At 64.6% G+C, this 10,620-nt stretch carries 6 protein-coding genes and 3 rRNA genes; all 9 read left to right on the top strand.

What is annotated here, in order from left to right; all coding sequences use genetic code 11:
• The first annotated feature begins 234 nt into the window (after positions 1-234).
• The 9 genes from AB4Z02_RS17280 (at position 235) to AB4Z02_RS17240 (ending at position 10,566) form a co-directional block, all read left to right on the top strand.
• Positions 235-1,761: ribosomal RNA gene (locus AB4Z02_RS17280) — 16S ribosomal RNA — on the top strand.
• Between the two features lie 360 nt (positions 1,762-2,121).
• A 23S ribosomal RNA gene (locus tag AB4Z02_RS17275) occupies positions 2,122-5,241 on the top strand.
• Between the two features lie 9 nt (positions 5,242-5,250).
• Positions 5,251-5,368: ribosomal RNA gene (gene rrf / locus AB4Z02_RS17270) — 5S ribosomal RNA — on the top strand.
• The 16S, 23S and 5S rRNA genes sit together here, the layout of an rRNA operon.
• A 568-nt stretch (positions 5,369-5,936) precedes the next feature.
• Positions 5,937-6,683, top strand: coding sequence for a tetratricopeptide repeat protein (locus tag AB4Z02_RS17265; protein ID WP_441972482.1), 747 nt, complete (start codon positions 5,937-5,939; stop codon positions 6,681-6,683).
• On the top strand, positions 6,684-7,697 hold the full coding sequence (locus AB4Z02_RS17260; RefSeq protein ID WP_441972480.1) for an HAD-IIA family hydrolase: 1,014 nt from the start codon (positions 6,684-6,686) through the stop codon (positions 7,695-7,697).
• 46 nt (positions 7,698-7,743) lie between these two features.
• Positions 7,744-8,493 carry a hypothetical protein gene (locus tag AB4Z02_RS17255; protein WP_441972478.1) on the top strand — a complete coding sequence of 250 codons (750 nt, stop codon included), beginning with the start codon at positions 7,744-7,746 and terminating at the stop codon, positions 8,491-8,493.
• Positions 8,490-8,810 (top strand): hypothetical protein, encoded by a 321-nt coding sequence (locus tag AB4Z02_RS17250; protein WP_441972476.1) that lies wholly within the window; start codon positions 8,490-8,492, stop codon positions 8,808-8,810. Before AB4Z02_RS17255 ends, AB4Z02_RS17250 begins: the two co-directional genes overlap by 4 nt.
• A complete protein-coding gene (locus AB4Z02_RS17245; RefSeq protein WP_441972474.1) occupies positions 8,807-9,622 on the top strand; it encodes a TlyA family RNA methyltransferase in 816 nt (271 codons plus the stop codon). The genes AB4Z02_RS17250 and AB4Z02_RS17245 overlap by 4 nt, the downstream gene beginning before the upstream one ends.
• The gene (locus AB4Z02_RS17240; RefSeq protein WP_441972472.1) at positions 9,619-10,566 is read left to right on the top strand and encodes an NAD kinase; all 948 of its coding nucleotides are present in this window, start codon (positions 9,619-9,621) and stop codon (positions 10,564-10,566) included. The genes AB4Z02_RS17245 and AB4Z02_RS17240 overlap by 4 nt, the downstream gene beginning before the upstream one ends.
• Positions 10,567-10,620: the final 54 nt, after the last annotated feature.

Raw genomic sequence — 10,620 nt, 5'->3', positions numbered from 1 at the left:
TGTGCGTCCGATCCTTGAGAACTCAACAGCGTGTCAAAAATCGATGCCAATTACCTCGTCTCTGGGGTGCCGGCTGCTGGCCTTTCTGGTTGGTGGTTTGGTGTTCTGGAACGAAAATCCTTTGGTTGAACATTGAATGCTAGTGATTTTGCTAGTTGTTCTTGCTCAGTCAGTTTGACGACCCTTCTAGGGTTTCGCTTTTCCTGCTGCATTTTGTGTGGTGGGTAGCAAACATCAATGGAGAGTTTGATCCTGGCTCAGGACGAACGCTGGCGGCGTGCTTAACACATGCAAGTCGAACGGTGATGATGGGAGCTTGCTCCTGTCTGATCAGTGGCGAACGGGTGAGTAACACGTGAGTAACYTGCCCCAGACTCTGGAATAACCCCGGGAAACCGGAGCTAATACCGGATATGACACCAATCTGCATGGATATGGTGTGGAAAGTTTTTCGGTCTGGGATGGACTCGCGGCCTATCAGCTTGTTGGTGAGGTAATGGCTCACCAAGGCGACGACGGGTAGCCGGCCTGAGAGGGCGACCGGCCACACTGGGACTGAGACACGGCCCAGACTCCTACGGGAGGCAGCAGTGGGGAATATTGCACAATGGGCGCAAGCCTGATGCAGCGACGCCGCGTGAGGGATGACGGCCTTCGGGTTGTAAACCTCTTTCAGCAGGGAAGAAGCGCAAGTGACGGTACCTGCAGAAGAAGCACCGGCTAACTACGTGCCAGCAGCCGCGGTAATACGTAGGGTGCGAGCGTTGTCCGGAATTATTGGGCGTAAAGAGCTTGTAGGCGGTTTGTCGCGTCTGCCGTGAAAATTCGAGGCTCAACCTCGAACTTGCGGTGGGTACGGGCAGACTAGAGTGTGGTAGGGGAGACTGGAATTCCTGGTGTAGCGGTGAAATGCGCAGATATCAGGAGGAACACCGATGGCGAAGGCAGGTCTCTGGGCCACTACTGACGCTGAGAAGCGAAAGCATGGGGAGCGAACAGGATTAGATACCCTGGTAGTCCATGCCGTAAACGTTGGGAACTAGGTGTGGGTCTCATTCCACGAGATCCGTGCCGCAGCTAACGCATTAAGTTCCCCGCCTGGGGAGTACGGCCGCAAGGCTAAAACTCAAAGGAATTGACGGGGGCCCGCACAAGCGGCGGAGCATGCGGATTAATTCGATGCAACGCGAAGAACCTTACCAAGGCTTGACATATGCGAGAACGCGGCAGAGATGTCGTTCTCTTTGGACACTCGCATACAGGTGGTGCATGGTTGTCGTCAGCTCGTGTCGTGAGATGTTGGGTTAAGTCCCGCAACGAGCGCAACCCTCGTTCTATGTTGCCAGCACGTGATGGTGGGGACTCATAGGAGACTGCCGGGGTCAACTCGGAGGAAGGTGGGGATGACGTCAAATCATCATGCCCCTTATGTCTTGGGCTTCACGCATGCTACAATGGCCGGTACAAAGGGCTGCGATACCGCGAGGTGGAGCGAATCCCAAAAAACCGGTCTCAGTTCGGATTGGGGTCTGCAACTCGACCCCATGAAGTCGGAGTCGCTAGTAATCGCAGATCAGCAACGCTGCGGTGAATACGTTCCCGGGCCTTGTACACACCGCCCGTCAAGTCACGAAAGTCGGTAACACCCGAAGCCGGTGGCCCAACTCGCAAGAGGGGGAGCCGTCGAAGGTGGGACTGGCGATTGGGACTAAGTCGTAACAAGGTAGCCGTACCGGAAGGTGCGGCTGGATCACCTCCTTTCTAAGGAGCATCTCGTCGCCAGGCGCAAGCTTGGTGGCGCAGAGCCCGAAACTGCCGGCGARTGTTCGGCAGCGGGTGCTCAAGGGTGGAACATCGATTATTTGGCGCTGACACCAKCTCGTGTCGCAAGTACAAGTCRGGTCCTCGGACCTGGCAGTGGAACGCGGTCGAGGGGGTGGGGGCGTCTGACACGTTGTTGGGTCCTGAAGGCTCGGGCGAAAGCTTCGATCCTTTGGGCCGGTTACGGCCTTGGACCCATCCCTCCAGTCAAACCGTTCCGCGTCAGCGGGGTAGGTGCTGGGTGTGGGGTGGGGCCGCCCGTATGTTGAGAACTACACAGTGGACGCGAGCATCTTTGTGGCTCAAGTTTTTAAGGGCACACGGTGGATGCCTTGGCACCAGGAACCGAAGAAGGACGTAGGAATCTGCGATAAGCCTCGGGGAGTCGATAACCAGACTGTGATCCGAGGATTTCCGAATGGGGAAACCCGGCTGGAGGCAAGTCCAGTCACTCCCGCCTGAACACATAGGGCGGGTAGAGGGAACGTGGGGAAGTGAAACATCTCAGTACCCACAGGAAGAGAAAGCAACCGCGATTCCGTGAGTAGTGGCGAGCGAAAGCGGAAGAGGCTAAACCTCAGTTGTGTGATACCTGTCAGGGGTTGCAGCTGGGGGGTCGTGGGACTTTTCGGTCAGTGCTGACACGCTGGCATGGAGTCAGAAATGCGCGTTGTAGTCGAAGGGCATTGAAAGGCCCGGCACAGAGGGTGCTACCCCCGTAGACGAAACAATGCGCACTCCAGAGAAGTATCCCAAGTAGCACGGGGCCCGAGAAATCCCGTGTGAATCTGGCGGGACCACCCGCTAAGCCTAAATATTCCCTGGTGACCGATAGCGGACAAGTACCGTGAGGGAAAGGTGAAAAGTACCCCGGGAGGGGAGTGAAATAGATCCTGAAACCGTGTGCCTACAATCCGTCGGAGCCTCCTTGTGGGGTGACGGCGTGCCTTTTGAAGAATGAGCCTGCGAGTTAGTGCTCAGTGGCGAGGTTAACCCGTGTGGGGAAGCCGTAGCGAAAGCGAGTCCGAATAGGGCGTTTTAGTCGCTGGGTCTAGACCCGAAGCGGAGTGATCTACCCATGGCCAGGTTGAAGCGACGGTAAGACGTCGTGGAGGACCGAACCCACTTAGGTTGAAAACTGAGGGGATGAGCTGTGGGTAGGGGTGAAAGGCCAATCAAACTCCGTGATAGCTGGTTCTCCCCGAAATGCATTTAGGTGCAGCGTCACGTGTTTCTTACCGGAGGTAGAGCTACTGGATAGCTGATGGGCCTCACCAGGTTACTGACGTTAGCCAAACTCCGAATGCCGGTAAGTGAGAGCGTGGCAGTGAGACTGCGGGGGATAAGCTCCGTAGTCGAGAGGGAAACAGCCCAGACCACCATCTAAGGTCCCTAAGCGTGTGCTAAGTGGGAAAGGATGTGGAGTTGCATTGACAACCAGGAGGTTGGCTTAGAAGCAGCCACCCTTTAAAGAGTGCGTAATAGCTCACTGGTCAAGTGATTCCGCGCCGACAATGTAGCGGGGCTCAAGCACACCACCGAAGCTGTGGCATTGACACTTTGCCCGGCCGTGGCATCTGAGGATCCACGGTCCAAGCGTGTTGATGGGTAGGGGAGCGTCGTGTGGCCAGGGAAGCGGCGGAGTGATCCAGCCGTGGAGGCCACACGAGTGAGAATGCAGGCATGAGTAGCGAATGACGGGCGAGAAACCCGTCCGCCGAATAACCAAGGGTTCCAGGGTCAAGCTAATCTGCCCTGGGTAAGTCGGGACCTAAGGCGAGGCCGACAGGCGTAGTCGATGGACATCCGGTTGATATTCCGGAACCGGCGAAGAACCGCCCATGACGAACCTAGTGATGCTAAACGCCCAAAGCCAGTTCCCAACGCCTTCGGGCTGAGGTTGCTGGTGGAGCGCGTGACCCGATCTAGTAGTAGTCAAGCGATGGAGAGACGCAGGAAGGTAGCCTCCGCGTGGCGATGGTAGTCCACGTCCAAGGGTGTAGGGAGTGACCTAGGCAAATCCGGGTCGCACATATCCTGAGACCTGATAGTGACCGCGTATGCGGGAAGCAGGGTGATCCTATGCTGCCAAGAAAATCTTCTAGCGAGGTTCGAGCCGCCCGTACCCCAAACCGACTCAGGTGGTTAGGTAGAGAATACCAAGGCGATCGAGTGAATCGTGGTTAAGGAATTCGGCAAAATACCCCCGTAACTTCGGGAGAAGGGGGGCCCAGACCCTGAAGTCACTTGCTGACTAGGGGAAAGGGCCGCAGAGACCAGGGAGAAGCGACTGTTTACTAAAAACACAGGTCCGTGCGAAGTCGCAAGACGATGTATACGGACTGACGCCTGCCCGGTGCTGGAAGGTTAAGAGGACCGGTTAGTTCTTCGGAGCGAAGCTGAGAATTTAAGCCCCAGTAAACGGCGGTGGTAACTATAACCATCCTAAGGTAGCGAAATTCCTTGTCGGGTAAGTTCCGACCTGCACGAATGGCGTAACGACTTCTCCACTGTCTCAACCACGAACTCGGCGAAATTGCACTACGAGTAAAGATGCTCGTTACGCGCAGCAGGACGGAAAGACCCCGGGACCTTTACTACAGCTTGGTATTGGTGTTCGGTACGGCTTGTGTAGGATAGGTGGGAGACTGTGAAGCCGGCACGCCAGTGTCGGTGGAGTCAACGTTGAAATACCACTCTGGTCGTTCTGGATATCTAACCTCGGTCCGTGATCCGGATCAGGGACAGTGCCTGGTGGGTAGTTTAACTGGGGCGGTTGCCTCCTAAAAGGTAACGGAGGCGCCCAAAGGTTCCCTCAGCCTGGTTGGCAATCAGGTTTTGAGTGTAAGTGCACAAGGGAGCTTGACTGTGAGACAGGCATGTCGAGCAGGGACGAAAGTCGGGACTAGTGATCCGGCGGTGGCTTGTGGAAGCGCCGTCGCTCAACGGATAAAAGGTACCCCGGGGATAACAGGCTGATCTTGCCCAAGAGTCCATATCGACGGCATGGTTTGGCACCTCGATGTCGGCTCGTCGCATCCTGGGGCTGGAGTAGGTCCCAAGGGTTGGGCTGTTCGCCCATTAAAGCGGTACGCGAGCTGGGTTTAGAACGTCGTGAGACAGTTCGGTCCCTATCCGCTGTGCGCGTAGGAAACTTGAGAAGAGCTGTCCCTAGTACGAGAGGACCGGGATGGACGAACCTCTGGTGTGTCAGTTGTTCTGCCAAGAGCACGGCTGATTAGCTACGTTCGGAAGTGATAACCGCTGAAAGCATCTAAGCGGGAAGCACGCTTCAAGATGAGGTTTCCATAGGCTTCGGCCTGAGAGGCTCCCAGCTAGACTACTGGGTTGATAGGCCAGACGTGGAAGCACAGCAATGTGTGTAGCTGACTGGTACTAATAAGCCGATAACTTGATACAACAAAGATGTTACGCGTCCACTGTGTGGTTCCCGAGATACGGTCCCATTCCGAACCCGGAAGCTAAGCCCTTCAGCGCCGATGGTACTGCACTGGTGACGGTGTGGGAGAGTAGGACGCAGCCGAACACACTTTCCAAGTCGAAAGGGCCTTCCCCCACAGGAAGGCCCTTTCGCATTTGTGGGCGCATTGCAGAAGTGCACTCACGACGACAGTTCCGACGAGTCGCGACGGACGCTCTCACCCGGGCAGTGCCCCGGTCGCAGCGAGTCCGTAGACTGCGGGACGATTACTGCACAGCGAGGAGCACCGGTGTCCGAGAACCAGTCAGGTCGTGACGGCCAGGGCCGTCGTCCATCCTCGGGCGGCGGCCGTCCCGGGGGCTCTGGAGGGCCTGGAGGCTCTCGAGGCCCTGGCGGCGGCTCCCGCGGTCAAGGTGGCCAGGGTGGCGGTTACCGAGGCCAGGGCGGTCAGGGCGGTGGCGGCAGCTACGACCGTGGTGAAGGTCGTCCATCCGGCGGACGTCCGGGAGCCGGGCGACCCGGCGGTCGTCCCCCGGGTGGCTCCGAGCGGCGCGGTGGCGCCGGTCGGCGTGACGAGCGTGGAGCCGGGACCTTTGACAACAGTGAGCGTCGTGGGGGACCGAGGCTCGCGCCCCGCACCCCGAAGCTGCCCGAGCCCCGCATCGCCGATGGGGTGACGGGCAAGGAGCTGGACCGCTCGGTGCACCACCAGCTGCGCACCCTGAGCAAGGAGAACGCCGAGGGTGTGGCGCAGCACCTGGTCATGGTGGCCGCCCTGCTCGAGGTCGACGACTTCGTCGGGGCCGAGGCGCACGCCGAGACGGCAGTGCGACGGGCCGGACGCGTGCCCGCGACGCGCGAGGCCCTCGGCCTGGTCGCCTACCGCAAGGGGGAGTGGGCCAGGGCGCTCAGCGAGTTCCGCACCGCCCGCCGGCTCAGCGGTTCCTCGCACATGCTGCCGCTGATGGTGGACTGCGAGCGTGGGCTGGGGCGTCCCGAGCGCGCGCTGGAGCTGGCCACGTCGCCGGAGGCGAGGACCCTGACGGTGGAGGAGCGCGTCGAGCTGGCCATCGTCATCTCGGGCATCCGCCGTGACATGGGGCAGCTCGATGCCGCGCGCCTGGCCCTGGAGATCCCCCAGCTGAAGTCGACCGGGCGCAAGCCGTGGACGACGCGGCTCGCCTACGCCTACGCGGAGACGCTGCTCGCGGTGGGGCGTGAGGAGGACGCGCGCACGTGGTTCGCCCGTGCTGCCGACACCGACACCGAGCTGGAGACCGACGCGGCCGAGCGTCTCGCCGAGCTCGACGGGGTCATCCTCACCGACCTGCTGGAGGGCGAGGAGGACGACCTCGACGGTGACGACGAGCGGGAGCAGGGAGCCGACGGTCGCGAGGAGCGCCAGGACGGCGACCGCTAGGTGTCGACGCTGATCGAGCGGTACTCCGCGGTCGTCTGCGACCTCGACGGCGTGGTCTACCGCGGCCCGGAGGCGGTGGACCACGCGGTCTCCGCGCTGTCGTCGCTGTCGGTGCCCATCGTGTACGCGACCAACAACGCGTCCCGCCCTCCCGGCGAGGTGGCGGCCCACCTGACCGAGCTGGGCCTCCACGCGAGCGGCCGCGACGTCGCCACCAGCTCCCAGGCCGGCGCCGAGGTGCTGGCCCGGCACCTGCCCCGGGGAGCGGGCGTGCTGGCGGTCGGCGGCTCGGGGGTGCACGAGGCGCTGCAGGCCAAGGGTTTTCGCGTCCTCGAGCCACGCGACCTGCGCGCGGACGCGAGTCTGCGACCGGAGGGAGTGCTGCAGGGCTACGGCCAGGACGTGACGGCCTCCGACCTGGCTGAAGCGGCCTACGCCGTGGCCGCCGGTGCGTTGTGGGTGGCGACCAACACCGACGAGACGCTGCCGACGCACCGGGGGACCGCACCCGGCAACGGCATGCTCGTCGCCGCGGTGCGGCGAGCCGTCGATCGCGACCCGGTCGTCGTCGGGAAGCCCGAGGCGCCGCTCTACGAGCTGTGCGCGGACCGCCTCGACATGCCCGCGCGCCGGGTGCTCGCCGTGGGGGACCGGCTCGAGACCGACGTGGCCGGCGCAGTCGCCACCGGCATGGACTCCGTGCTGGTGCTCACCGGTGTCGACTCGGTGACCACGCTGGCGACCGCTCCGCCGGCCATGCGCCCGACCTACCTCGTGGAGGACCTGCGGGCGCTCGGCGCCGCCTACGAGGCGGCTGAGACGGACTACTCCTGGTGGGAGTGCGGCGGCGACCGGCGCCGGCTCGTGGACGGGCGCTGGGACGTCGCCCGCACGGGGACCCCCATCGAGTCTGCTCGGGCTGCCGTGGCGTGCCTTCACCAGGCGATCGACGACGACGAGCTCGACGACGACGCGGCCCGGCGCCTCGTGCAGGACCTGGACGTCTGGCAGTAGCGTGAGAAGTCGAGCGACGCCCGGTCGCTCCCCCGAGGAGGACCCCATGGCGTTCGAGTCCGTGCGCAGCTACGTCCAGCTCGCCAGCGGTCTGGGTGAGATGACGATGGCCAAGGCGATGGAGGCTGCGCAGGGTCTGCTGGCCCTCCCGGGAGTCGACGAGGTGAGCCGTCGAGCGGTGCAGGCCTCGAGCCTGGCCGACCAGCTGCTCGAGGCCGCCCGGAGCAACAGGGCCAACCTCGTGGCCCTCGTGCAGGCCGAGGTCGAGACCGCGCTTCGGCGTGCCGACGTGGCCAGCCTCGGCGACGTCGACGCCGCCCGGGCCGCGTTGGCCGGGGTCACCAAGGAGCTCGCGGACCTCAGGGACCTCGTCGTCGCCACCGGTGTTTCGGCGGTGTCCGGCGCCGCCGGTGCCGCCCGTGGCTCAGCACCTCGGCCCTCCGGCGCGGTGAGCACGAGCGCGAGGCCTGCTGCGGCACCGTACGCAGCTGCGCCGGCGGCCGCCTCGACCGAGCCTGCCGTCGCGACGAAGTCCACGACCGGCGCCGGCAGGAAGTCCGCGTCGACGCGGACGCCGGCGAAGAAGTCGCCGGCGAAGAAGTCGACTGCGAAGAAGTCGACTGCGAGGAAGACCGCGGCGAAGAAGTCGACGTCTGCGAAGAAGACCACCGCGACGAAGTCTGCTGCGAAGAAGACGACCGCGAGGAAGCCGACGGCCACGAAGTCCGCGGCGAAGAAGTCCACGCCCACGAAGTCCACTGCCCAGAAGACGACTGCGAAGAAGACCGGCTCGTGACCAACCAGCTCCACAGCGACAACGCCCAGCAGCCCCGCCCGGCTGCGCCCACACCGGGCCCAGGCCCAGGGCCTCTGCCCGGACCCCCGCGCACCGCCCCTGGCGGCGAGGCCCCCGACGGTGGCGCACCACACATCGGCACACCTGGGCGCGAGGCGCCCGACCTCGGGGAGCACACGACCGGCGACATCGTCATCGACTCCGCGTTGCAGGGCCTGCGTGACGCCCCCGAGGACGACCTGGACGCCCGCATCGACGCCGGCCGACGGGTGCACCAGACGCTGCAGGGCCGCCTGTCCCACCTCGGCGGCGAGTGAGCGACACCGCCCGGCTCGACGTCGAGCTCGTCCGTCGGGGCCTGGCCAGGTCACGCGGTCATGCCCGCGCCCTCGTCGAGGCCGGTGACGTCGTGGTCGCGGGTGCCACGGCAGCCAAGTCCTCGGCCCCCGTGGACGCCGCGACGCCGATCGAGGTCCGCGACGAGGGGCCGCGCTGGGTGAGCCGCGCGGCGTACAAGCTCATGGGGGCGTTCGAGGTCTTCGGGGAGCTCGGGCTCACCGCCGCGGGGAAGCGCTGCCTCGACGTCGGGGCCTCCACCGGCGGGTTCACCCAGGTGCTGCTCCACCACGGCGCCGACCACGTCGTCGCGCTCGACGTCGGCCGCGGGCAGCTCGTGCCCGAGCTCGCCGACGACCCACGGGTGACCGACCGTCCCGGCACCACCGTGCGCGGCCTGTCGGCGGACGAGGTCGGCGGACCGGTCGACCTCCTCGTCGCCGACCTCAGCTTCATCTCGCTCACCCTCGTCCTCGACACCTTTCGGGGGCTGCTGCGCGAGGACGGCGACGCCGTGGTGCTGGTGAAGCCTCAGTTCGAGGTGGGCCGGACGCGGCTGGGCAAGGGCGGCATCGTGCGCAGCCAGGGCGACCGCGCCTGGGCGGTCACCGAGGTCACACGCAGCGCCATCGCCGCGGGCCTGCACCCGAAGGGTCTGGCGGACAGCCCCATCCGGGGAGGCGAGGGCAACGCCGAGTACCTCCTCTGGCTGACCCCGCGCGCCGCTGAGGGCATGGGATGGGAGGCTCTGGTGAAGACCGCAGACCAGGTGAGCCTGAAGGGAACCCCGTGACCACCCCAGCCCGCCGCAGGATCCTCCTCGTGGCCCACCCGCGTCGTCAGGAGGCCCACGACCTCGCCGCCGGGGTGGTGCAACGGCTGCACGACGCCGGTATCGAGGTCGTCGTCCAGTCCGACGAGGCGGCCGCCGTCAACCTGTCCGCCCAGGACGGCGTGACCCTCGCCAGCGCAGACAACCCTGCCGAGGGCTGCGAGCTGGTGTGCGTGCTCGGCGGCGACGGGACCATCCTCCGCGGGGCCGAGATGTCGCGGGGGACCGGTGCGCCGCTGCTGGGCGTCAACCTCGGGCACGTCGGGTTCCTCGCCGAGGCGGAGCGGGAGGACATCTCGGCCACCGTCGAGCACATCGTCGCGCGCAGCTACACCGTCGAGGAGCGCATGACCCTCGACGTGACCGCGAAGGTCGACGGGGAGCCGGTCTACACCAGCTGGGCCCTCAACGAGGTCACCGTCGAGAAGGCCAACCGTGAGCGCATGCTCGAGGTCGTCGCCGAGATCGACGGTCGCCCGCTGACGACCTGGGGCTGCGACGGCGCCGTGGTGGCCACGCCGACCGGGTCGACGGCCTACGCGTTCTCGGCCGGTGGGCCGGTCGTGTGGCCCGACGTCGAGGCACTGCTGCTCGTGCCGATCAGCGCGCACGCCCTGTTCGCCCGGCCGCTCGTGGTCGGGCCGCAGTCGCACCTCGCCCTCGAGGTGGTGCAGGACACCCTCGGTACCGGGGCGCTGTGGTGCGACGGCCGGCGCGCCGTCGACCTGCCCCCGGGTGCCCGCATCGAGGTGGTCCGGTCACAGACCCCCGTGCGGCTGGCGCGGCTGAGCCGGTCGCCGTTCACCGACCGGCTCGTGGCCAAGTTCGACCTCAACGTGCACGGCTGGCGCGGCCAGGCGCGGCTCGAGGCCGCCCGCAACGGCCGCCCGGCACCGTCAGCCTGAACGTCGGTCTGAACCTCGGTCCGGGCGTCGGTGTGGGCGTCGGTCCGGGCGTCG

The organism is Pedococcus sp. 2YAF34 (genome assembly GCF_052114585.1).
Taxonomy (GTDB): domain Bacteria; phylum Actinomycetota; class Actinomycetes; order Actinomycetales; family Dermatophilaceae; genus Pedococcus.
Note: the sequence above shows the minus strand (reverse complement) of the source record. Positions and strands in the feature narration are given on the sequence as shown.